The sequence below is a fragment of the Mogibacterium neglectum genome (assembly GCF_030644205.1).
Lineage (GTDB): Bacteria > Bacillota > Clostridia > Peptostreptococcales > Anaerovoracaceae > Mogibacterium > Mogibacterium neglectum.
The window spans coordinates 463,213-485,680 of sequence record NZ_CP128647.1 but is presented as its reverse complement, the minus strand read 5'-3'; the positions used below and the strand labels follow the sequence as shown (position 1 = coordinate 485,680).

Genomic DNA, 22,468 nt, shown 5'->3' with positions numbered 1-22,468 from the left:
GAAGAAAGTATATATGCTCTCTTCTAAATCATCTTTCTTCGATATGTTCCTTACCGACAGCGATGATAATTCTTACATGCTCGTCTGAAAGCTCATAGATAACCTGCTTACCTGACCTTGAAAATTTGACTAGCTTAGCCTGTTTAAGAATCTTTAGCTGATGAGAAATCGCCGACTGTGTCATACCCAATGCCTCTGCCAAGTCGCATACGCACATCTTTTCTTCAAAGAGTGCAAATAATATCTTCATCCTTGTTGAGTCACCAAACACCTTGAAGAGCTCGGATAGATCAAATATCTCCTCTTCTTCAGGCATCGCTCCGACAACCCTTTCTACAGTGCTTCCATGTACTTCGTTAACCTCGCAGTTAGGCGCTAAATCTTTTACCATACAATCTCCCACTTCAGAAATAAAAATTACAATCATTCATATGAGCATTTGTTCATATATTCATCTATAATATACTCTTTTGCATAAAGGGTGTCAATATGTCTTTGATTAAATCCATGTATTATATCTAATACTACGAAAGACAATAGTTGTGCTATAATCAGTTATTCAATGAAAATAGGAGACTAGAAATGAAAAAGAAAGTTCTCGTCGCTATGAGCGGCGGAGTGGATAGTAGTGTAGCAGCTCTTCTTGTCAAAGAGGAGGGTAATGATGCAACAGGAGTAACGATGAGGCTGTATGATAATGATACTATCGGCAGTGATGCAAAAACATGCTGCAGCCTTGAGAATATAAATGACGCAAAGAGTGTCGCTCAGAGCCTAGGTATTCCGTTTGAGGTCTGCGACTTCAGACCAGAGTTTGAAGAAAAGGTTATAAGCAAATTTATAAGTGCATATGAACACGGAATCACACCTAATCCTTGTGTTGATTGTAATAGGACTCTAAAGTTCGATGAACTCTTTAGAGCTGGAAATCAATTAGGTCAGGATTATATTGCCACTGGCCATTACGTCATTGTCGAACACGGAGAAGATGGAAGGTATAAGCTTAAGAAAGCTGTCGATTTATCTAAGGATCAGAGTTATGTGCTTTATTCTTTAAGTCAAGAGCAGTTATCACATACGATGTTTCCTCTCGGTTCACTGCACAAATCAGAAACCAGAAAGATTGCGGAGGATCACGGTTTTATCAATGCGAATCGCAAGGAATCTCAAGATATATGCTTTATCCCAGATGGTGACTACTCAGCCTTTATCGAGAGATATACAGGTAAGAAGATTGCTTCTGGCAATTTTGTAGATATGGACGGCAATATACTCGGTATCCATAAGGGCATAATACACTACACAATTGGTCAACGTAAAGGGCTAGGGCTCGCACTTAAACACCCGATGTACGTACAGTATATCGACGTTGAGAACAACGAAGTAGTGCTCGGTTCAAACGAGGATCTATACACTAACGAGCTTACCGCGCATAATTTCAACTGGGTTTCAATAGCCTGCCCTGATGCGCCTTTCAGAGCTAAGGCAAGAATTAGATATAAGCACAAAGAAGCGCCGGCCACCATTACGCCTATAAGCGAAACTGAAGTTACAATCGTCTTCGATGAACCTCAGCGTGCCATAACAAAAGGGCAGTCAGTCGTTGTATACGACGGTGACTATGTCGTAGGTGGAGGAAAAATTATCTAATATATCACACATTACACTCATATAATCAAGGCAAAATAGACTAAAAACACATCATGTCTATTCAGCTGCTTTGTGACACAGTTCGTCAAGAGAGATATCTAAGACTCCCTCTATCTCATCTATTATCTCTTGCGTATGAGCCTTTGCGTTCAAGATTCTTTCTGTTCGCTCTGGAGTCTTGCCAGGCTTATCAATCAGGTACTGCATCCTCTCATCTAAACCCACATAACGATCCTCTTTTACAAGACGATCAGCAAGACATAGTATATCTATCTCCTTAAATCTATCTGCATGATTAAATGGATAATATGTCATATGACGCCTCACAAGCTCAGCTTCATGTGGAAGTTCCATATTCATCAAGACTTCTGCTCCAAGCTTATCGTGATTTTTTTCTGTTCTTAACATGTCGTGAACCAATGCCGCACCTCGTAGTTCATCCACATTGATTTGTATTCCCTTATCCTTAAGGCGTTCAGCGATAACCACGACAACTCTCGCAACCTCGTCGCAGTGACGCTGTACATGCTTTGGCGTATTATACTTAGCGAATAGTTCCTTCTGTTTTTCTTTATCAATATGCATATCATTCAATCCCTGTAAACACTTTGATATGTCTAAATGCATTCTCATACATTCCCTGTGTCATCGCAGTATTTAGACCGAAGTAGTCATGCTTTCCTTTGCTTGCAAGGTAGCTGGCTGCGAATCTAGTAACATTTTTAAAGCTTGCGGTCCCAATATTAATCTTGGAAATCCCTAGTGATACAGCCTTTCTAAAATCATCGTCTGTAAGACCTGAACCACCATGGAGCACCAGTGGCTTACCAGCCTTCTGATTTATCTCCTCCAGTATATCAAATGCTAGCTCTGGAGCTACAGGGTAATCGCCGTGAGCATTACCAATAGCCACAGCAAGAGCTGAAACTCCAGTCCTCTCACAGAAATCGTATGCCAGGTTAGGATTTGTGCACTTAATGCCATGGTCACTTAAACCATCCTCGCTACCACCAACTAGCCCAAGTTCCCCCTCAACTGACGCACCGTACTTTCTTGCAAGCTCGTAAACCTGGAGGGTTCCATCTATATTGTCTTCATACGGATTAGTAGAACCATCATACATTACTGATGTAAACCCAAGTTTTAAAGCTTTTTCTATCACATCAAAACTGTTGCTGTGATCCATGTTTACGGCAATATCTACCTTTGCCTCCTTAGCTGCATTCACCATCGCTGGTCCAATGTATTCGAGCGGAGAATACTTAAGCAGTCTTTCGGCAATCTGAATAATTATCGGCTTATCAAGATCTTCTGCGGCTCTAATTGCACCGCTAATCATCTCTAGGCTCCCTACATTAAATGCGGGAATACAGCTGCCATCTTCCCATGCACGCTGAACAAGCTTATCCATAGTTACTAAACTCATATTTTGTACCCCTTGTCTATTTGAGTCTAAACGGATATATCTATCCTAAATAACACAGGCACCGAGCAATACGGTGCCTGCAATCTAATCGCTTTATTGTATATCCTCATCCTCTTATATGCAATGTATTACATAAAGAAACTGAGTGCAATTACTTCCACAACACCGACTGCCCACGCAATTGTAGATGTGATTGACCAAACCTGAAGCTGTTCCTTAGCCTCTGAAACTCCGAGTGTCCTGTTAACAACCCAGAAATAGCTGTCGTTGAAGTATCCGAAGAATAATGATCCTACGCAGCATGCAATTGCTCCAAGCATTGGGTTAACACCTGCAGCGATTAGGATAGGTGCAGAAATACTTGCAGCTGTCGTCATCGCAACGGTACCAGACCCCTGGATAAAACGCATTGCTGTAGAAATAACGAGTGGTAGTATGATCATCGGAACTGCAGCCTTTGCAAGTCCATCTGCCATGTATGTACCTAGTCCAGAATCTTTGATGATCTGACCGAGAGCACCACCACCGCCAGTTACCAGCATGATGATACCAGCGCTTGCCATACCTCTCTCCATAGCAGCTAGAAGCTCTTCTCTACTGAAAGGTCTTCCGAGTGTAAATATAGCAACGATTAGGCCCAGTCCAACCGCAACGATTGGCTGTCCAAGGAAGATAAGAACCTTCATTATGCCATCTGTCTTGCCCATAGCGGTTGCAACTGTGTTGATAAGTATGAGCACAATAGGAAGAAGCAGTGGAGCAAACGATTCAAATGTTCCAGGAACACCGGACATGTCCATGTTAAATGCGGCTTCGTAATCTGGTTCCTGGTATTCAACCTTTTCGATAACTCCGTCTTTATTAACCAACCTATAGAACTTCTTCGATAGAATCTTTCTGGAGTAAGCTATACAAGCAAATGTCATTGGAACAGCTAGAACCAGTGACAATAGTATGAACTTACCAACATCTATACCGAAGATACCGGCAACTCCAAGAGGTCCTGGTGTAGGTGGTACGAGTGAGTGAGTGATTACAAGACCTGATGCGAGAGCAACTCCAAGTCCGATTACAGATTTTTTAGTTGACTCTGATAGAGCCTTAGCGATAGGTGCAAGTACAATAAATCCTGAATCGCAGAAAATCGGAATCGATACGAAGAATCCAGTCAGAGCTAACGCTTCTTCTTCTCTTCCCTTTCCAAATAATCTCAGAAAAGAGTAAGCCATACGCTTCGCAGCTCCTGAAACTTCGAAAATTTCTCCCATCATAACTCCGAAACCGATGATGATTCCGATGTTCCCTAGAGTGCCTCCGAAACCAGTTGTGATGGAATTTACAATACCAAACGGCTTCTCAATACCATCGACTTTAATCATCTCAGTAGCTAGAGGCATACCTCCGATAATTCCAACGATGACTGTAGTGACAATAAGTGCCAAGAAAGCCTGTACCTTGGTTTTGAGCACGAGGATAATAAGTATTGCAATACCGATTAGAAGTGCAATCAGCATCCTCTGCCCGTCTAGGCCATTAATCATAATAGTCCTCCTTAAGAAAATAATATATTACTGCTTAAAGAATGGTGCATATTTTGCAGCCAGTCTAATAGCCTCTTCCATGCTGACAGCACCTGCAATGCCTTTGCCAGCGATATCGAATGCCGTACCATGATCTACAGATGTGCGTAGGATTGGCATTCCGTTGGTTATAGAAATCGTTCTATCGAAGTCCAGCGTCTTCGTAGCTATGTGCCCCTGATCATGATATAGGGATAGGACGCTGTTGTATCTTCCCTGCGCAGCTTGATGGAATACAGAATCAGCAGGAACTGGTCCCGCAACACTAAACCCTCTCTCCTTGAGCTCAAGAACAGCTGGAGCAATTTCATTAACTTCTTCCCATCCGAAGAGTCCATGTTCTCCAGAGTGCGGATTAAGACCTGCAACAGCCATCGTTCCATCTTTAACACCAAGTCTTCTCAGTGCCCCGGTGCATCTCTCTACATAGTCTATAATTCTGTCCTTTTTGATATCATCAAGCATGTCTCTAAGAGACTTGTGTCTGGTTAGAAAAAATACCCTTAACCCGTTTGTCTCGAACATCGTAAGCGGATCCGCCGTGCCTGTTAACGCCCCAAATATCTCCGTATGTCCAATAAAATCCACCTCTGCAGCATGTAGTGATTCCTTGTTGATAGGTGTCGTCGCAACTGCATCGGCCTGCTTATCCATAGTAATCTCGATACTCTTCTTTATATAGTCAAATGCAGCCTGTCCACACATAGCATTTACCTTGCCATATTCAAACCTGCTCATATCAATATTATCTAGGTCAATCATGTTGAGCACACCGTAAGAATAATCTCCATCTGCAGGGCTATCAACGGTGTTAATCTTGAGGTCGGCTCCTACAATCTCAATGGCCTTCGCCATTACCTTCTTATCTCCAACAACGATGCACCTAGCTATATCAAAGGTTGTCTTGTCAGCAATAGACTTTACGACGATTTCTGGACCGATTCCAGCTGGATCGCCCATCGTAACCGCAATAATTGGCTTTTCCATATATATACTTCCTTTCTACGATATTAGTTTTAAATGTATAGTTTCTCCTTAAGATACGTTATACATAAGTTAATTGCATCAGGTCCGCCTTGACTTCCACCCTTCGTGATCAAGTGAACCCCATCGAATTCTCCACCTAGGAATTTACCATAAGCGGCAAGAGGCAGTACCTCGTCTCGCAGCCTGAGTCCCGCAGTATTAAATCTATCGCATACGGCAACTGTAATGTCACCACCACTTGTATACATAGCTCTGAAAGATGTTTCTTTCTTAAACACCTCATAAGCGATCTCTGCGAAAGAATCATTTATTATGCAAGATACTTCATCCATCGAGCACTGTAGTAAATCCATATATGGTCTGAAATCTATGCGGTTTTCGGGATAAATACCATCCCCAACGACCGTTGTCACCTGCCTCTTGTTACAGCCGACGAGCACTTCCTTTACCACTCTTTCTATCTCGTGCTTACGAGCAACCTCACTTTCGAGCAATCTTTTGGTTACAACCATAACTCTATGGGTACGCTGTGCTAACCATAGGTTTTCCATCTGGACCTTAGCATTGGGATTTACGCTTCCTACAACTGCAAGTATCCTGCTGTCCACCTGCTGATCCTTAGGTACGATAAGTTTTCTAGCAAGTGTCGTCGTGAACACTCCAGGATCAACTGCAACTATCTTCTTCTTACTGGTTATGCAAGCATCTGCAATCAAGTCGAGATCCTCTTGGCTTATGCAGTCAAAACAGATTATCCTATTACCTTGCTCTACATTTGAATTTATAATATCTGCGAGATAATGCTTGCCATGCATGAGTTCCTTAAGTCTAACTGAAACCACGCCATACTTACTCTGTTGGCGAAATAGCTCGGCTACCTCAGATATTTTTACAGGGGTCTTCGGGTCGATAGCGATATTAGTTTTATGTAGTGGCACCCCATCCACAAGCATATACCCGCCGCATACGATGCGGTCAGTAGCAGGAAAACATGGTGCACAGATTGCTATATATTCCTCTCCGAGAAAATCTAGCATAGCGTCCGTCTCACTTCCAAGATTTCCCCTCAGTGTACTATCGATTCTATGCGAATATAGAATAGTTCCCTCTTTAGCTAGAGCTGCACATGCCTCATACACCTTATCATATGCGACTTCTGATGTCAGACCTCTGCTGTTAGTCGGGTAAATCACACAGTCACATTCAGCGAGCTGAGACGGTTCTATAGCCGCTAGGTTAATGACAGTATGCGCTTTGTATTTCATCTTTTTAAGAAGTACACCAGTCGCATTGCCACCTGTTAAATCATCAGCGATTACTACACATTCTGACATTTTCGTCTCCTTATCTCCTGTTCATCAGCTCTTCCACGGCCTCTCTCAAGGTAACAGCTTCACCTACGTTGCCTGGGAAGATAACATATGGAGTGTTCGGAAACTTGCTCTCGCTTCCAGTCTGCCAAACCGGGATTCCGGGCTTTATCTGTCCAAGAACCGTAGCTCTCTTTACAGCTAGGGCCTTTACGCCAACATCACTCGATGTTATTCCTCCCTTCGCAACAACGAAGCTTGGCGTAACCGCGAGTCTCCCCACTAGCGACTGCACCGCATCGGAAATTCTGACAGAAAGTCTGAGCTCATCTTCCTTATCACCAGTATTAGCAACTACTATCGACCTTGATGTGTAACAGCAGACTGTCTTGCCAGCCTTGATATATTCCTCTTCAAGCGCCACGCATCTATCTACTTCCTTCGCAAATTCTCCTTCATCTCTGACAAGATTTGCATCGAGCTCAATGAACTCTATGCTAGATACCTCCTTGAGGCATTCTAGCTGAGATGTTGTCTTTGCTGTGTGAGAGCCAACTACTATGATACCACCGCTTTCGGTATCATTAACTATCATATCTGAGCGTGTCAATAGCGGGATGTCGGACACCCCTCCCATAACCTTTACCAGTGCAGCGGCTGTCCTAAACATAAACATCTTGCCAGCATTCATCGCTCTAAATAGAGCAACCGCAAACACCTTTATATCGGCGTAATCAATGGCATTTACGATTATTTTATTGAAGTTATCAGCCAACATCAGCTGTGATTCAATCTTGTCAAAATTCATATCATGAATATCTTCAAGTGAAATGCTGATTACGTCCTCTGCCTTGTATTCACCTGCAGTCTTCTCCTCAATGTAATCTGGAAGATTCTCCGCCGTATATCCAAATGTTTTATCCTTGGCAAATTCTGTTTCATGTGCAGGGACTAGCTCGTCGCCATACTTAACGTAATGTACATCCCCAATCGTATATCGTCCACCCTCTTTGAAGAACGGGCATAAAACCTCACCACCAATTTGCGCACCCGTATTGTGTTCGTAGCACTCCTTGAGTAGTTCTGTCTCTAACGGATAGTGACCACGCAGCGTGCTATCGCTTCGGCTTACAAAAATATAATCTCTTGACGATTCCTTAGCCGCTCTATCAACAGCATCGGCAATTTCAAGGTGAGCAGTTCTCGTCTGTTCTTCGGTAAATCCTCTGGAGTTTGTGAGTATATAGAACAGGTTCTTCTCTTCCTCAAAAGCCTCTCTAAGGCTATCAACGTCCCATCCAGTATATACAGATATATCGTGAACAGTCTGTACTCCTGTAGGGTCATCATCGAGAACTACTATTTTCTTATTGTTATTCTTAATCTCCTTAGCCAGCAGTTCGTCCACTGCTTTTTCATCTATCGGTTTGTATTTCTTTAGAACGTCAGCGCTGATTGCCATCTTAGTTCTCCTTCTTCTCTACCTTGCAGTCAGCAAGAGCTTCAAAATACTGAACAATTCCCGCATGGTCGTCACCTAGATGTCCGTGCACCTTGAGAGCCTGCATTATTTCATATAGCTGGGCGCTGTATGGAATTGGTGCGTCAATCGAATGTGCGGTCTTAACTACATTTGTTATATCCTTATGGTTGACCTTTATAGTTCCTCCAGGCACAAAGTTTCTGTCTATCATCATAGGTGCTTTTGCATCTAGCACGGCACTACCTGCAAGCCCAGAGCGAATCGCCTTGTATACCTTCTCTGGATCAGCTCCAGCCTTAGATGCAAATACGAGCGCTTCTGATACGATTGCGATATTATTATTTACAATTATCTGATTAGCCAGCTTCGTAACACTACCACTGCCGCTTGGACCAGTAAGTATCATTGAAGAAGCATATGAATCCATATATGTCTTCGCTACATCAAAGGCCTCTTGGTCTCCACCTACCATTATCGCTAGAGAGCCAGATATTGCACCCGGTTCTCCGCCAGAAACTGGTGCATCGAGGAAGCTAATGCCCTTCACCTTGAGTTCATAGTAACACTCGTTAGATTCAACTGGGGTAACCGAGCTGTGGTCGACTATGATGCTACCCTTCTTCATTGAGCTAGCAATTCCACCTTCACCGAAAATTACCGACTTAACGATATCTGCATTCGGCAGAATCATCATCACGATATCGCATTGCGAGCCGATTTCACTATAGCTACCAGTGCCCGCACCCATGTCAACTAACTCACTAACGAGTTCTTGATTTAAATCAGAAACCATCACATCGTAGCCTGCATTTACAAGGTGCTTTGCCATAGGACGTCCCATAATTCCGAGACCAACAAATCCGATTTTCATATCCATCTTCCTTTCATAATCTGGCAAATTTGTTTTTTACTATTCTATAAGCATCATCAAAGTCTGTCTGGTTACCATCACCAGTTACGGTCCTAGCAATTTTGTGTCTAGTTCCAACTCTATCAGTTAGAAACAGTGCCTTTTCCTTGCCTTCGGCAATTCCTACCTCAAACTTAGCCATATCGCCAAATGCATATACATTGAGCGACGGTCTTACAACTATGGCATAATTATCCGTAAGCATCAGCCCCATCCCTCGGAACTTATCAGCCCTTTCTATCTCATCCTGAAAGGCATTCATATCGCTAATCTTGCTTAACTCCTTGATTCGGTCACGTTCCTTAGCAGCTGTTGCATATACAAGCATTATTCCTGTAGCTATAAAAACATATGATACATTCGTCTTAATCGAAACTAGCATTAGGATTCCTACCACCAGCATAGTGGCTGCTATAATATACTTCGTCTTTAACTGCGCGTTATCATTATCTAAAATATTGAATTCATCCATTTACATAATCCCAATAAAAAAGCTCATACACATACAAAACGGAAACAAATACAATCTCTCCGCTCATAGTGATGCGCTACGTTGACTTAATAGATTGAAATCTCCCCTATATTAATAATCTCTTAAAGCCCTGCTTAATTATAACAAATATCAATAATAAATACTATCGAATAACCTGTGTTAATTTTACTAGATTTAAAAGAAATATTTGTTTTTGAACATAAATATAATTGATTTATTGCAATTTGTCTGCTGATAATAAATAATAGAATTATCAAGAAAATTTGATTTGAATGACCATAGGAGGTATTAAAGCAATGGCAAAGTACAATTGGGATAAGTTCGGTTTTCACATCCCTGAAATAATGGTACCTAAGGCTGGCACTGATTACAGCAAGTGGGCTGTAGTTGCATGTGACCAATACACTTCAGAACCGACGTACTGGGATCAGGTAGAAGAAATTGTTGGAGATGCACCATCTACACTGCGTCTCATGCTACCTGAAATTTTCCTAGATAAGGAAGGTGAAGCCGAAAGAATCAAGGCTATTCGTCAGACAATGGATAAGTACATGGCTGACGGAACACTTGAAACTCTTACACCAGGATGCATGCTCGTAAAGAGAACTGCTGAAGGGCGCACTCGTCTTGGACTTGTAATAGCTACGGACCTTGAAGCATATGATTTCAACAAGGGTTCTAAATCTCTTACAAGAGCAACTGAAGGAACTGTTGTGGAGAGGATCCCACCAAGACTGAGGATTAGAGAAGGTGCACCTATCGAGCTACCACACATCTTGATTCTCATCGACGATCCTGAAAAGAGTGTAATTGAGCCATTGGTAAATGCTCCTATGAAGCAAGTTTACGATACAGACCTAATGCTCGAAGGAGGACATATCACAGGATGCTTCATCGAGGAGAAGGATCTTGAAGGAGCAAAGGGTGCTCTGTCTGACTTGTTTGATAAGGCTGTAGAAAAATATGGTGAAGGCAATGTCATCTTCCAAGCGATGGGAGACGGAAATCACTCACTGGCTACAGCTAAGACAAACTGGGAAAACATCAAGAAGAATCTTTCACCAGAGGAAGCTGCTACTCACCCTGCTAGATATGCTCTCTGCGAAATCGAGAACATCCACGATGAAGGCATCGTATTTGAGCCAATTCATCGTGTAATCTTCGCTAAGAACGGTCAGACTGGTGAAGAGCTCGTAAATGAAGCTGTAGCTCTACTAGACGAGCAGAACGAGAAGGCTTACATCGCTCCAGATGGTACTGCTGCTCCAGATGGTGGCTTTGCAATCCCTTGCCTAGCTGGTGAACAAAGAGGAACTATCATCGTTAAAGGACCTTCTGCTCAGCTAGAGGTAGGGGTACTTCAGAACGCTTTGGACGTAATGGTTAAGGAGAGAAATTCCGTAGATATTGACTACATCCACGGAACAAAGGCTCTGGAGTCCCTATCTGCCGAAGCTGGCAATGCAGGTTTTGCACTTCCAGCAATGGATAAGTTCATGCTCTTCCCAGCAGTTGCAGCGGATGGTGCTCTTCCTAGAAAGACTTTCTCGATGGGAGAAGCTAACGAGAAACGTTACTATATCGAAAGCAGATATATCGGCAAATAAAAGATAATAAATATGTAAAATATTCTTAATTATATAACTTTTGCGAGCTGTGATACTGTTCGGACATCGATCACTGTCACAGCTCCACTTTTAATATTTTCTTAAAGTCATAGTTATAATTTGACATTATTGACATTGCATTTTATCCTATATAAAACCATTTAATTATTAAAGATTTTGAGACAAGAGGAGATTAATATGTATATCAACAGAGACAAATTAAAATACAGAGGGAGATTTAGATTCCGTGCTAATTACTGGCATGCGGTGCTAGTAGCATTTGTGTATTTTCTACTTAATGGCGGTGCAACCGTTGCTTCACGCAGTTACAACACCACAACTACAACGACAAACAGAAGTTTTTCTTACAATGCTAGCTACTCGCTCGCTGACGACCCATCTTTGCAGTGGATTGCTGGTCTTGCGATAGGTGTGATATTGATAGCTATTGCAGTTGGATTTGCTTTTGCTATATTTGTTGTTAACCCAATTAATGTCGGCATTCAGACATTCTTCCTTCGGAACTCATCTGGAGAAGCAGAAGGTTTCCATCTAGGCGACGGTTTTAAATACAACTATCTTAATGTTGTCAAGACCATGTTCTTTATGAATCTATGGATACTGCTGTGGACATTATTATTTATAATCCCAGGAATAATCAAGTCATATTCTTATAGACTTGTCCCATATATACTCGCTGAGAACCCTGATATCGATACCAACGAAGCTTTAATGCGTTCTGAGCAACTTATGCGTGGCAACAAGTGGGAAACATTTATATATGATCTTTCCTTTATTGGATGGTATATCTTGAGCATATTCACTTGTGGAATACTTTCAATCTTCTGGGTTCAGCCATACAAGCTTGCGTGCGACGCAGAGCTATACAGACTGCTAGCAGGAAAGAGTGGGGAAGACTACAGCTTTGGAGTTGAGGGAACTGGCACAGGCCCTTCGGGCTACGAAGAGCCGTCATACTACGCACCTGGATTTGGCAGAAATGATTCGGCAGCCACAAGAGATCAGGCTTCAAGCAGTTCCCCATCACATTCATCACATTCTAGTGAAACAAAGTCCGATGGTGTTGTATCTGAAGAGGATACTATCGAATATAAACCTGGCGAATAACGCTTAGGTGTAGTGCAGGGCTTTTAAACAAGCACATTACAAGACCTCCGTATCTATAGACGGAGGTCTTTTTGTATAAGTAAAACCACGCGTTCGACGCGTGGATGGTTTTTTTCTGTAACAATTTGTTTTTTTGCATTTCTAGTTTAATGGATATTTTGTGTTATCAATATTTATGAGAACATAATTGACATTGCCAGCATTAAACTATATTCTATAGTGAATCATCAATTAAAGAAGGGTACTTAACTTATGGAACAAATTACGTACATAGATACATTAGCGCTCAAATACAAAATAAAGTTTAAGCATAATCCAAGTTATTGGAACAAGGTAATGGTCGGAATAATCTACAGGATGTTCGTTGCTGGAGGTTTACTTTCATTAGCCCATCGCTTTGAGATGGTTACTACTGATTTTGGCAGAAATGGTCTTCTTGACTACTCCTTCGCACAAGACCCATTCTACACGCGTCTTACTTCACTTCCAATTATCGCAATGATATTAGTACTGCTTCTATTGGTAGCGGTAAAAATATTCTTCATTAATCCGCTAAATATCAGCGTTAGATCCTTTTTTCTGAATAATGCAGCAGATGACCATTATGGACTGCACATTATAGATGGATTTAAGAGTAGCTACTTTAATATTGTTAAGACTATGTTCGCAAGGAACATTCGGATTCTTAGTTGGTCAATTTTATTCATCATCCCAGGAATCGTTAAGGCATATAAATACAGAATGGTACCTTATATTCTAGCTGAAAACCCAGATATTGACACTCATGCAGCTCTAAGACTTTCAGAAGATATGATGCATGGTAATAAAGAAAAAATGTTTAACTATGACTTGTCGTTCATAGGTTGGTATATTGGTAGCCTATTTACATTTGGATTGGTTGGGATTTATTATTATACTCCGTACAAACTGTCTTGCGATACTGAAGTATATAGAATAATTTCCGGAAAACTCGGCAGCAATATTAAATTTGGCAAGAGACCAGTTATCTATCCTGTTATGAATCAAGGCTGCTATAACAGAAGAGCTCCAAGGTAGATACAATCTACTTGGAGCTCTTTTATTTATATATATATTTATGTCTGTCGCTAAACTAACCTAAACTGCCTATTCTTGCTAAACTCATATATTTCAGATATTATAGTTCCACTATCGTCGCTGAATATCTTCTGCATGGATTTAATATACGAATCTACCCTTCCTGCTACTGCAATAGCAACAGATATACCCTGTCTACCATCACCTAAGATGGCTGTAGCACCACTATCATATAGCAGCTCATCGCTAACAGATATTGCAATCGCAAGCTCTTCGAATGTCGGAGCACCTGCAACTCCATAAGACTGAATGTATTTGAATCTAGAGTCACTTGCCGACTTAAACGCGTTTATGAACCTTTCGATATCATCAGTGATTATATAGCTGCTAGCCTCTAGCGTCCTGATGATTTCTCCCATATAGCAGAATGCTCTGAGAAGCGCCCTATCACCGAGTTCATCTCTTATCTCCTCCGCATGTTCTAATAGCACGTCGTTAGTGACTTCTCTAAGCACTCTAGCTCCGATGATTCCAGAAACCTGTCTGAGCTCATGAACGATATCCCCAAGAGCCACGATATCTGTTCTCTCATTGAGAATCGCCTTCGGATAAAGCTTAGTGAGCACCAATCTGTAATCTCTCGGAAGCACTTCACCAATCACTTTACTGGAGATAGGAGTACCTGGTTTTTTAAAATCCGCAAAGCTAAAGCCACCCATACATGCAGCGAGTTGCCTCGCAGTTCCACTAGGTACGTCGTAGTGTGAGTTCGATGCACATTGCCCTATCTCAGCTAACTCATATTTGTTAAGTTCACCCTGATTAAATAGCTCAAATATCGCTCTCGTCACCAAAATCTCAAATGTTGGTACATATATCTCATCAATATCAAAAGGCGCATTCCCTAGAACATAGGCATTAAATCCACCTATCTTATACCCCCTCAGTTTCAGTTCTGCGAGGATTCCTCTCACCAGACCTTTCAGGCTACGTACTTCATTCTCATTCCTTCTGAGTCCCCAAGGATCCAACTCGAGTATGCCTTCCGCCTCAGAATGCATGTGAACCATCTTGTCCTCGGATTCGCATATCACAACTACAAGTTCGCTATTTATGGCCGCACTAAGCACCGCGCCGTTCTGTGCTTCTGTGAAGTCTCCGAATAGCGGAATCGTATACGGAGCGCTGTATACAGAAACCTCCATCTGTCCGAAATCCTTCTCGAATCCACTGAGAGCATCACACAGTCTCTCTCTGAGCCTTAAAATATCATCATAGCTTACTACATCTTCGAGAAGCGAATCATACACTCCATCCTTTAATTCAAAAATCAGTTTATTTGTTGTTTTCATACACTCTTTTAATTTACAACGTCGATTTGAAGCTGCCTCTCTACATCTGAATCATCATGCTCTGTTGAGTCAGCTGACATCGAATCGAGCACGCCCATGTACTTAGCCTTAAATTTTGCAAATAGTTGATTATATAGATCATTGTCAGAGTGATGAATGTCACGCAAGTACTGGTGCTCATTTCCATAGATATTATCATCTTCGATACCAAGTATATTAACCCCAAGGTCGGAGCACTGATCGGAGATACGCTCTAGGTTTTGTAAGATATTCTGGAAACTTATGCCCTTAACTACATCACACAGATTGTGTTTCATTCTCCACATATGTCTACGTCGAACTTCATCAACAAGCTCGTCGATAGCTTCCTCAAGAGGCTCAATCCTCTGAGCCTTTTCGTAGCTGCTTTCTTTGTACGCATCAGCCGTCAGTTCAAGTATATCGTTTACAGCCGTCAGAAGTACCCTTAGTTCAGCCATCGCAGCTCTTGAGAATTCAACGTCATCTTCCCTCATATTCTTAATAGCGTCCATGATGTTAATTGCCAAATCACCAATTCTCTCAATGCTCACTAGTCCTTTCATCAGGAAACTCTGGAATCTATCATCGTAATCCAATGTGATATGCGGTGAAATTTCGACTACATACTTGTCAGCCACGTCTGTCATCTTATCGATCATATCTTCTCGCTGATTCATACGTTCGTTGCGCTTTGGATCATACTCGTACATTTGCTGTATACAAGCTGTATAATTATGGAGCGCAACCTCAAACATATTGCTAGTCATTGAATGTGTCTCTCCGAGGGCAATACGAGGATTGTTTATGAGCCTTAGGTCAAGCTGCTTTATGCTCTCCTTAATCATCGTATCCTCTGGATCCTCTGGCTGATTTGGTACGAGCCTTTCTGCAACCTTTGCAATAATTCCAGCACAAGGAAGTAACAGGAGTGCTGGTACCAGTTTAAACAGACCATGAACATTAGCAACTCCACCTGCTCGTAACGTCATATACCAAATATGATCATCGATAACACCTGTGCCTCTAAGCACGCCTACCGCTATAAATAGAAGTATAGATGCCGTAAAATTATACAATATATGAACCAGTGCAGTCCTTATCTGCTCTGGCTTTGCACCTATTCGACAAACAAGATATGTCGTCAAGCAGTCACCGATGTCTATACCGATGATTACTGCAAAAACTCCGCAGAATTTAATTCCTATAGTACTTGCAATCGACTGAAGTATTCCGACTACAGCCGATGAACTCTGAATGATTCCTGTAACGAATACACCAGAGAAAAACCCAAGTACTGGGTTCCCTTCAAAAGAAACTAGCAGTTTGCTGAGTGAATCACCCATATGGGAAACCGCTGCGCTCATATTCATCAGCCCTACGAACAGTGTTCCGAATCCCATTAGGATGGTCCCCACGGTGTTCGCTGCTCTCGAGCTTACAAACATGATTAGAATTATACCGATAACAAGTGCCATAGGAGCTAAGTTATCGGATTTAAAGAAAGACAAAAAGCTAGTTGACCCAGCTTTTACGTCCATCAATCTAATAATCTGTGCTGTAATCGTAGTCCCTACATTGGCACCTAGTACGATTCCAATCGACTGCCTAAACGTCAAGAATCCCGCCCCGACAAGGCCCACAGTGAGCACGATAGCCGCTGTCGAGCTCTGAATCATACACGTTACGATAAGCCCGAGTAAAAACCCTTTAAACGGCTTGTCCGTAACTCTTGCAAGAGCCGCCTTCATCGCGCCTCCAGATGTCGACTTAAGACCGTCACCCATGATGCGCATTCCGTATAGGAACATTGCTAGTCCGCCGAGCAGACTCACGATTTTAAAGAAAATCTCCAATCTGATATCTCCTTACATTAAATATTTCGTCTTAAGAATATAATACCCATACAGTGTAATTCTATTACAGTAGTACGTCTTTTGTAAACACTTCTATGCCAATAATTACAAGAATTACACCACCAGCGATCATGGCATGAGCAGAAAATAATTCACCGACCTTTGCACCTATATGCATTCCGATAAAGCACATGATCCACGTGACTACTGCAATGATGGTCGAACAGACGAAAGCTGCTTCTATGTCATAGTCTGAAATAGTGAATCCTGTAGATAAAGCATCAATAGATGTAGCAATGCCCTGCATAAAAAGAGTCATACCTGTAAGTTTTGCTGGATTATTTCCACTTATTTCTGAAAAATCACCTCTATTACAGACTTCTGCATAACAGGTCTTCATCGCATCGCTCTCACTACAGACTTCCGCCTTTATTTTACCACTTTTCACTCCTTTGATTATCGTGCATACGCCAAGAAAAGCTAACAATACTAAAGCGATCCAGGGAACGAGTTTATTAAAAGCTACAAATGCCTTTGCAGCTTCGTGCACCATAATCCATCCAATCATTGGCATTGCAAACTGGAATAATGCATATACCAATGTAATTTTAATTACATATCTGTACTTAGCATATGGTCTACTCATGCCGTTAGCGATGGATATGACAAATGCATCCATCGCTAAACCAACCCCCAGAAGTATGCTAGCAATAAAAAAATCAAGTTCATAATCATCCTACATAATATGAGAGCCGCATTCACGGCTCTCATTAAAAATCATATTACAACAGCCTAGAAGTCCTTACCTATCAAAAGCTTATATGCTTCCTTATACTTCTCGATTGTCTTCGCAATTACTTCATCAGGAAGCTTGTAGTCACTATTTGGATTTGCCTTTAGCCAATCCCTTACAAACTGTTTATCGTAAGATGACTGTGACTTCCCTACTTCATATCCTTCTACCGGCCAAAATCTAGAACTATCAGGTGTCAAAATCTCATCAGCAAGTACAACATTACCATCTTCGTCGAGTCCAAATTCAAACTTTGTATCAGCGATTATAATACCTCTTTCAAGCGCATAATCTGCACACTTCTTGTATACGGCAAGCGTTAGTTCCTTTACCTTCTGAGCTAGTTCTTCACCTCTTCCAGGATATGCTTTCTCTAAAATTGCAACGCTCTTTTCGTATGAGATATTCTCATCATGATCACCAATTTCTGCCTTTGTACTTGGTGTATATATAGCTTCAGGAAGCTTTTCAGACTCTCTAAGGCCTTCTGGTAGCTTTATTCCACAAATCTCACCAGTCTTCTGATAGCTCATCCATCCACTACCTGTGATGTATCCTCTAACGATGCACTCTAAAGGTAGCATATCTAGTTTACGGCACATAGTGCAGCGACGAGCAAATCTCTCACTCCTGAAAAACTCTGGCATATCATCGTTATCAATTGAAATCAAATGATTTGGCACAAGGTCACTCGATAAATCAAACCAAAACTTCGAAATCTGTGTGAGAATTGCACCTTTGTCAACGATGTTATTTTTAAGAATGTGATCAAATGCTGAAATTCTATCTGTAGCAACCATGATTAGATTGTCACCATTATCATAAATCTCTCTTACCTTACCAGCCTTAAAAGGTTTAAACTCTTGCATTTCGCTTCCTCCTAGCATACTAAACAGCTTAAAAATCTGTATCTATAGATTGTATCACCATTTGATGTATCTCGCTACTCCCAAAGAAATCTTATCGTCTCGGCAACAGCAATTTTTCTTTCCTCTAGAGACGGGAATAGATGTTTTCCGCCTTGGATTTCTACGAGTTTGGCATTTGGAAATATTTTTGCAGCCTTACGTGCATAATCGATATCCACCAGTTCATCATCCGTGCCATGTACAATCAGAACAGGATTCTTATACCGCATCATCTCGCGCCACTCGCTGAGCACGATAGCATCGGCAACGTACCTTTTGCCAACCCTAAACATATCGTTCATAACTTTAAAGCTATCGGGAATTTCCTCCCCGTTAAATTCCGCCCCTAGCATGGAGCCTTTGCGTGCATCGTCAGGAATAGACAATGCTGGGTAATAAAGCACGAGCTTCTTAACTTCATTCTTTCGCTTTTCAGCAGCAAGCGAAGCAACGAGTCCGCCTTGCGAGCAGCCCATGAGAAATACAGCATTCTTATTTACAAATGAACGGTCTTGCACATAATCCAGTACCACAAGGAGGTCAATCACCTCTGTTGTTACACTCATTTCCGTTGACTTCCTACCTCTGCTAGTCCCACTTTCAGAACCGCAGAAATCAAATATAAATACGGCATACCCTTGCTTGCACAGCATCTGGGCATACCTGCTTGTAAACCTCATGTTTGTTCCAAACTCATGGCAAATAATAATGGTTGGCTGCTTCTCCTCGCGCCCATCCATATACCATCTTCCGTGTATTGCAAGCGATCCCTCTCTAATCGTAACGCCGCGTGTAATCACGATATTCCTCCACTCAATTTTTATTCATATATATTTTAATTCTTGATGTCATTCAAAACAAGCATATGAGCTATATCTAGTGTGTTACAATATCAATATGAATATTTTAGTTTTAAGTGATACACACGGTGAGCTGGGCCGCGCACTGGAGATGTACAAACGTATATCGACTTCGATTTGCAAAATAGATCGCATTATTCACTGCGGTGACTTTATCAAGGATGCCCATGAACTGGAAGCTCAAACTGGCACCCCTGTTAGCTGTGCACCTGGCAACTGCGATGGCTGTAACAAAGAAAATTTTGAGATTATTGATACCCCTGCTGGCAAAATTATGATTACCCATGGCCATATGGAAAATGTAAAATTTTCTCTCATGAATCTAAAGTATCTCGCTATGCAGTATAAATGTGTAGCTGTATGCTTTGGTCATACGCATGTTCCTGTAAATGAAGTCTCTTCTAGTATAAGGTTTATCAATCCTGGCAGCCTCACCAACCCTAGAGGCGGAAGTAAGAGTTCTTGTGCGCTTATCATATCTGAAGATCAAAAACTAGCAGCAACTATAATAGAGTATTAAATTGGCAAGCTTTTTATGTATATGTAGCACTGAAATTTCTAATACATCTTACTATATAATGCTAACTATAATAAAAGGAAGACAGCTATATCAGTTGAAATTTCAATTGATATAGCTGCTTTTCTTGTGCACAAATTAGTTTTACTATTTGCAGTAACCAGCGACATTTTTACTCAGCTTGCTTAAGCGCAACAGCCATAGGAATCTTCTTAATCTGGCGAAGAAGCACCTTTGATATTAATAAGTATCCAGCTATACCAAGAGCAAGAAGTTCAATGTATACTTTTGGTGCGATGTAGTATTCTAGGCATCCACTATAATTGAGCATCATGTAGTAAAACAGTTCTCTTATGATTCGCTCACCAAGAAATACTGAAATTACTAGTGACGAAATCGCCACCGTTCCAGTCGCGCGATTGTAAAGTTGCCCTATTTCTCTGTTCGAGTAGCCTAATATCTTGATTAGAGAAATTGAATTTTCGCTCTTCTCGATTGCTGATTTTGCTAGCAAATATAGGAACAGTATATATAATGTGCAGGCAAATGCACTGAACATCTTAAAGATATCTCCCATAGATGACTCAAGCTGGTTTGCAGTAAGTGTCAAGTCTTGTTTCGTAATAATCGTTGCAATGTAATTCTTATTAATCTCACTCAGCCTCTTATCAGAGAAATAGCCCGTATAATTCCCCGAGGGTTTTCCAAATATTTCGTTATATGTATTAATAGGCATAAAGAGCGCTAGTGACGAAGGATACTTGTAAGTTCTTTTCAATACAAATGTATATTTTTCATCTCCAAACTTTGCGTGCAGCTTAATCTTCGCTCCATCACTTAAACGATACTTCTTCATATAGCCGCTTGAAGCGAGAACTTCTATCTCTCTCCTCCCATTGTCGTATTTTGCTCCGGCATCCCCTGATTCAACTGAATTGCTAGATTTGCCATCGACCTTTGTATTTGTATCAAAATTAATAAGTTTACCTTTAAAGTACCTAGAGTTCTCTTCGATCCCAAATATCGACACCTCCTCGTTTCTCTCATTTTGGAGTTTAGAATATGTGTACTTTTCCGCATTCCTGTACTTAACATCATAAGGGGATTTGAGTACATACTGATATGTAGCAATCTGGCTTTTCAGGATGTCGGTCTTGAAGTGACTCAACATTGGTCCTAGCATGGTACCGAACATCATGAGTATACTCGCCATCAATATTCCTATCGCAAGTGTTATGTATGCTCCAATGTTATGAAGAATAATTCTGGTTCTGAATCTCGATATGAATCTCCAATTTGGTAATCTGATTGGATTCCTAGTACTCGCATTACTCTTAACTTCACCACGCAGAAGTTGCAGTGGTTCCGTGTTGAGTGCTACTGTCAAAACAACGATATTAACGATTAGCACTATTACTATTGGAACCAGTGTTGTCTTGATAAACGCCTCGCTATTCCAATGCGTCGTATACATTGGAAGCGAATAACTGTGGTAATATGCCTTTGCAACAACTCCTTTGAGGTATGAATATCCAAGAGCATTTCCAATAACTGCCGCCACAATAGAAACAATCATCGGTAGCATCAAGTAATATGACAAAAGTTCTCTCCGCGTGTACCCAGTAGCACGTAGAGTCCCTACCGTTTTTGATTCCTTCTCAATACCATTTCTAGCGCTGATGGCAAAGATAAACGCAATGACAGCCATGATTATATAAAGCATAATTTGCATACCTGCCATATCATGTCCAAAATCATTTCCAGTAAACATAATCGCATTATTATCAGGTCTAGCGATTATATCACTCAGCATCACGTGTTTTTCTATAAGCCCATTTTTTACATCTACAGCTTTATCCTTTTGAACTTTTTCAGATAGCTTCTGATTGTTATTTCGCCACGCATAAGAATATACGATTCCATTATCTCCCAGTTTATCCCAAGCCTTGTCTGTTACAAGTACAACCGAGAAGTTTTGTGCATCAAACATCATATCCGCATTATTCCTAAACATCGCGCTATAATCAGAAAATGCACTAAAGCCTGAAACCTTGAATTTATATCCATTTACGTAAATCTCATCGCCAATTTTAATCTTGTTATTCTCAGCATACAGACGATCAATGGCGATTTCACCATCGTGTTTAGGTAAACGACCAGATAAAACGGAGACCTTATTTAGTGCCTTCCTATTTTTATAAATACGAAATGTATCACCCTTGTGCTTACCCGCTGAAATTTCCTGTTCTTTATAAAATTGCTCCTGCACAGTAATGCCTTGTTGTTGCTCAAGATTATCAATTATCTTATTAAAGTCTGAATTAGGTTTCATCGTAACGTTAAAGTGACCATTCTCAACATTGTACTTATTAAAGCTCTTATTATAAGTACGAATCATACTGCCATCGGCAACGAGATATCCACTAGTGAAACCTATAGAGAATACAAGAAAAAGAAACAACACTAAATACTTGGCCTTTTCAGCCCAAAGTTCCCTAAAAACTCTCTTATATATTGGATTCTTCATAGCCAAA

At 41.1% G+C, this 22,468-nt stretch carries 20 protein-coding genes; 5 read left to right on the top strand and 15 right to left on the bottom strand.

Annotated features, from left to right (window positions below; all coding sequences use genetic code 11):
* Positions 1-28: 28 nt before the first annotated feature.
* Positions 29-391 (bottom strand): ArsR/SmtB family transcription factor, encoded by a 363-nt coding sequence (locus QU661_RS02195; protein ID WP_304990132.1) that lies wholly within the window; start codon positions 389-391, stop codon positions 29-31.
* A gap of 191 nt (positions 392-582) precedes the next feature.
* Here QU661_RS02195 and mnmA point away from each other — a divergent pair, with 191 nt between their 5' ends.
* Positions 583-1,650, top strand: a complete 1,068-nt coding sequence (gene mnmA / locus QU661_RS02190) for a tRNA 2-thiouridine(34) synthase MnmA (RefSeq protein ID WP_304990131.1) — start codon at positions 583-585, stop codon at positions 1,648-1,650.
* A gap of 57 nt (positions 1,651-1,707) precedes the next feature.
* Here the strand turns inward: mnmA and QU661_RS02185 are convergent, their stop codons facing one another.
* The 8 genes from QU661_RS02185 to QU661_RS02150 form a co-directional block, all read right to left on the bottom strand.
* Positions 1,708-2,235 (bottom strand): HD domain-containing protein, encoded by a 528-nt coding sequence (locus QU661_RS02185; protein WP_304990130.1) that lies wholly within the window; start codon positions 2,233-2,235, stop codon positions 1,708-1,710.
* A 1-nt stretch (position 2,236) separates the two neighbouring features.
* Positions 2,237-3,076 (bottom strand): class II fructose-bisphosphate aldolase, encoded by an 840-nt coding sequence (locus QU661_RS02180; protein ID WP_304990129.1) that lies wholly within the window; start codon positions 3,074-3,076, stop codon positions 2,237-2,239.
* Positions 3,077-3,204: 128 nt separating this feature from the next.
* Entirely contained in the window at positions 3,205-4,617 is a 1,413-nt protein-coding gene (locus QU661_RS02175) for a GntP family permease (RefSeq protein WP_304990128.1), read from the bottom strand.
* Between the two features lie 27 nt (positions 4,618-4,644).
* Positions 4,645-5,643, bottom strand: coding sequence for a 4-hydroxythreonine-4-phosphate dehydrogenase PdxA (gene pdxA, locus QU661_RS02170; RefSeq protein WP_304990127.1), 999 nt, complete (start codon positions 5,641-5,643; stop codon positions 4,645-4,647).
* 29 nt (positions 5,644-5,672) lie between these two features.
* On the bottom strand, positions 5,673-6,977 hold the full coding sequence (locus tag QU661_RS02165; protein WP_304990126.1) for a four-carbon acid sugar kinase family protein: 1,305 nt from the start codon (positions 6,975-6,977) through the stop codon (positions 5,673-5,675).
* 10 nt (positions 6,978-6,987) lie between these two features.
* On the bottom strand, positions 6,988-8,415 hold the full coding sequence (locus QU661_RS02160) for a four-carbon acid sugar kinase family protein (protein ID WP_304990125.1): 1,428 nt from the start codon (positions 8,413-8,415) through the stop codon (positions 6,988-6,990).
* A 1-nt stretch (position 8,416) separates the two neighbouring features.
* Complete coding sequence (gene garR / locus QU661_RS02155; protein ID WP_304990124.1) at positions 8,417-9,307, bottom strand: 2-hydroxy-3-oxopropionate reductase; 891 nt, start codon at positions 9,305-9,307, stop codon at positions 8,417-8,419.
* A gap of 13 nt (positions 9,308-9,320) precedes the next feature.
* Complete coding sequence (locus tag QU661_RS02150) at positions 9,321-9,818, bottom strand: hypothetical protein (RefSeq protein WP_304990123.1); 498 nt, start codon at positions 9,816-9,818, stop codon at positions 9,321-9,323.
* Between the two features lie 317 nt (positions 9,819-10,135).
* Here QU661_RS02150 and QU661_RS02145 point away from each other — a divergent pair, with 317 nt between their 5' ends.
* The 3 genes from QU661_RS02145 (at position 10,136) to QU661_RS02135 (ending at position 13,630) form a co-directional block, all read left to right on the top strand.
* Complete coding sequence (locus QU661_RS02145) at positions 10,136-11,446, top strand: DUF1015 domain-containing protein (protein ID WP_304990122.1); 1,311 nt, start codon at positions 10,136-10,138, stop codon at positions 11,444-11,446.
* Positions 11,447-11,644: 198 nt separating this feature from the next.
* Positions 11,645-12,574: a DUF975 family protein gene (locus QU661_RS02140; protein WP_304990121.1), complete on the top strand. Its 930-nt coding sequence runs from the start codon at positions 11,645-11,647 to the stop codon at positions 12,572-12,574.
* A 252-nt stretch (positions 12,575-12,826) separates the two neighbouring features.
* Positions 12,827-13,630: a DUF975 family protein gene (locus QU661_RS02135; RefSeq protein ID WP_304990120.1), complete on the top strand. Its 804-nt coding sequence runs from the start codon at positions 12,827-12,829 to the stop codon at positions 13,628-13,630.
* Between the two features lie 50 nt (positions 13,631-13,680).
* Here QU661_RS02135 and QU661_RS02130 read toward each other — a convergent pair whose 3' ends face one another.
* The 5 genes from QU661_RS02130 to QU661_RS02110 form a co-directional block, all read right to left on the bottom strand.
* Entirely contained in the window at positions 13,681-14,982 is a 1,302-nt protein-coding gene (locus QU661_RS02130) for a galactokinase (RefSeq protein ID WP_304990119.1), read from the bottom strand.
* Between the two features lie 8 nt (positions 14,983-14,990).
* Positions 14,991-16,856, bottom strand: coding sequence for a Na/Pi cotransporter family protein (locus tag QU661_RS02125; RefSeq protein WP_304990118.1), 1,866 nt, complete (start codon positions 16,854-16,856; stop codon positions 14,991-14,993).
* A gap of 64 nt (positions 16,857-16,920) precedes the next feature.
* Positions 16,921-17,535: a manganese efflux pump MntP gene (locus tag QU661_RS02120; RefSeq protein WP_304990117.1), complete on the bottom strand. Its 615-nt coding sequence runs from the start codon at positions 17,533-17,535 to the stop codon at positions 16,921-16,923.
* Positions 17,536-17,648: 113 nt separating this feature from the next.
* On the bottom strand, positions 17,649-18,518 hold the full coding sequence (locus tag QU661_RS02115; protein ID WP_304990116.1) for a phosphoribosylaminoimidazolesuccinocarboxamide synthase: 870 nt from the start codon (positions 18,516-18,518) through the stop codon (positions 17,649-17,651).
* A 74-nt stretch (positions 18,519-18,592) separates the two neighbouring features.
* The gene (locus tag QU661_RS02110; RefSeq protein WP_304990115.1) at positions 18,593-19,357 is read right to left on the bottom strand and encodes an alpha/beta hydrolase; all 765 of its coding nucleotides are present in this window, start codon (positions 19,355-19,357) and stop codon (positions 18,593-18,595) included.
* A 97-nt stretch (positions 19,358-19,454) separates the two neighbouring features.
* Here QU661_RS02110 and QU661_RS02105 point away from each other — a divergent pair, with 97 nt between their 5' ends.
* Entirely contained in the window at positions 19,455-19,937 is a 483-nt protein-coding gene (locus QU661_RS02105) for a metallophosphoesterase (RefSeq protein ID WP_304990114.1), read from the top strand.
* A gap of 169 nt (positions 19,938-20,106) precedes the next feature.
* Here QU661_RS02105 and QU661_RS02100 read toward each other — a convergent pair whose 3' ends face one another.
* Positions 20,107-22,461 carry an ABC transporter permease gene (locus QU661_RS02100; protein WP_304990113.1) on the bottom strand — a complete coding sequence of 785 codons (2,355 nt, stop codon included), beginning with the start codon at positions 22,459-22,461 and terminating at the stop codon, positions 20,107-20,109.
* Between the last annotated feature and the right edge of the window lie 7 nt (positions 22,462-22,468).

Bases quoted from the DNA above. Each gene is read 5' to 3' on its own strand.
- QU661_RS02195 (WP_304990132.1), bottom strand. From the start codon at position 391: ATGGTAAAAGATTTAGCGCCTAACTGCGAGGTTAACGAAGTACATGGA.
- mnmA (WP_304990131.1), top strand. From the start codon at position 583: ATGAAAAAGAAAGTTCTCGTCGCTATGAGCGGCGGAGTGGATAGTAGT.
- QU661_RS02185 (WP_304990130.1), bottom strand. From the start codon at position 2,235: ATGCATATTGATAAAGAAAAACAGAAGGAACTATTCGCTAAGTATAAT.
- QU661_RS02180 (WP_304990129.1), bottom strand. From the start codon at position 3,076: ATGAGTTTAGTAACTATGGATAAGCTTGTTCAGCGTGCATGGGAAGAT.
- QU661_RS02175 (WP_304990128.1), bottom strand. From the start codon at position 4,617: ATGATTAATGGCCTAGACGGGCAGAGGATGCTGATTGCACTTCTAATC.
- pdxA (WP_304990127.1), bottom strand. From the start codon at position 5,643: ATGGAAAAGCCAATTATTGCGGTTACGATGGGCGATCCAGCTGGAATC.
- QU661_RS02165 (WP_304990126.1), bottom strand. From the start codon at position 6,977: ATGTCAGAATGTGTAGTAATCGCTGATGATTTAACAGGTGGCAATGCG.
- QU661_RS02160 (WP_304990125.1), bottom strand. From the start codon at position 8,415: ATGGCAATCAGCGCTGACGTTCTAAAGAAATACAAACCGATAGATGAA.
- garR (WP_304990124.1), bottom strand. From the start codon at position 9,307: ATGAAAATCGGATTTGTTGGTCTCGGAATTATGGGACGTCCTATGGCA.
- QU661_RS02150 (WP_304990123.1), bottom strand. From the start codon at position 9,818: ATGGATGAATTCAATATTTTAGATAATGATAACGCGCAGTTAAAGACG.
- QU661_RS02145 (WP_304990122.1), top strand. From the start codon at position 10,136: ATGGCAAAGTACAATTGGGATAAGTTCGGTTTTCACATCCCTGAAATA.
- QU661_RS02140 (WP_304990121.1), top strand. From the start codon at position 11,645: ATGTATATCAACAGAGACAAATTAAAATACAGAGGGAGATTTAGATTC.
- QU661_RS02135 (WP_304990120.1), top strand. From the start codon at position 12,827: ATGGAACAAATTACGTACATAGATACATTAGCGCTCAAATACAAAATA.
- QU661_RS02130 (WP_304990119.1), bottom strand. From the start codon at position 14,982: ATGAAAACAACAAATAAACTGATTTTTGAATTAAAGGATGGAGTGTAT.
- QU661_RS02120 (WP_304990117.1), bottom strand. From the start codon at position 17,535: ATGGATGCATTTGTCATATCCATCGCTAACGGCATGAGTAGACCATAT.
- QU661_RS02115 (WP_304990116.1), bottom strand. From the start codon at position 18,518: ATGCAAGAGTTTAAACCTTTTAAGGCTGGTAAGGTAAGAGAGATTTAT.
- QU661_RS02105 (WP_304990114.1), top strand. From the start codon at position 19,455: ATGAATATTTTAGTTTTAAGTGATACACACGGTGAGCTGGGCCGCGCA.
- QU661_RS02100 (WP_304990113.1), bottom strand. From the start codon at position 22,461: ATGAAGAATCCAATATATAAGAGAGTTTTTAGGGAACTTTGGGCTGAA.